A 250-nucleotide genomic window follows, 5' to 3' on the forward strand; every position below is an offset into this window, starting at 1 on the left:
GTCCTTATATTTGGCATATATCCTGAATCAATCAATAACTAAATCGAATAAGTGTGAGGTCGCTTAGTTACTAGGGCGGACTTCGTCCTGCTAGGTCGCTACGCGGATAGAGCGCTGCGCTTCTAGGGACAGCTTCGCTGCTAAGATTGAGTCGCTGCGCGACTAGGCTGTTGATTTTATAGCCTCTAGCCGCGAAGCGTCCTAGCAGCGTAGCGTTCTCGGCTGTAGCTAAGATTGAGTGACTAGATTC

Annotated in this window: 1 protein-coding gene; it reads right to left on the minus strand. The window is 49.2% G+C overall.

Going from position 1 to position 250, the window contains the following annotated elements; genetic code table 11:
- Nucleotides 1-70: 70 nt before the first annotated feature.
- On the minus strand, nt 71-250 hold a 180-nt coding region (locus AAEY72_RS15785; protein ID WP_352311584.1), incomplete at its 5' end, for a hypothetical protein.

The organism is Psychrobacter sp. W2-37-MNA-CIBAN-0211, from assembly GCF_040309405.1.
Taxonomy (GTDB): Bacteria; Pseudomonadota; Gammaproteobacteria; order Pseudomonadales; family Moraxellaceae; genus Psychrobacter; species Psychrobacter glaciei.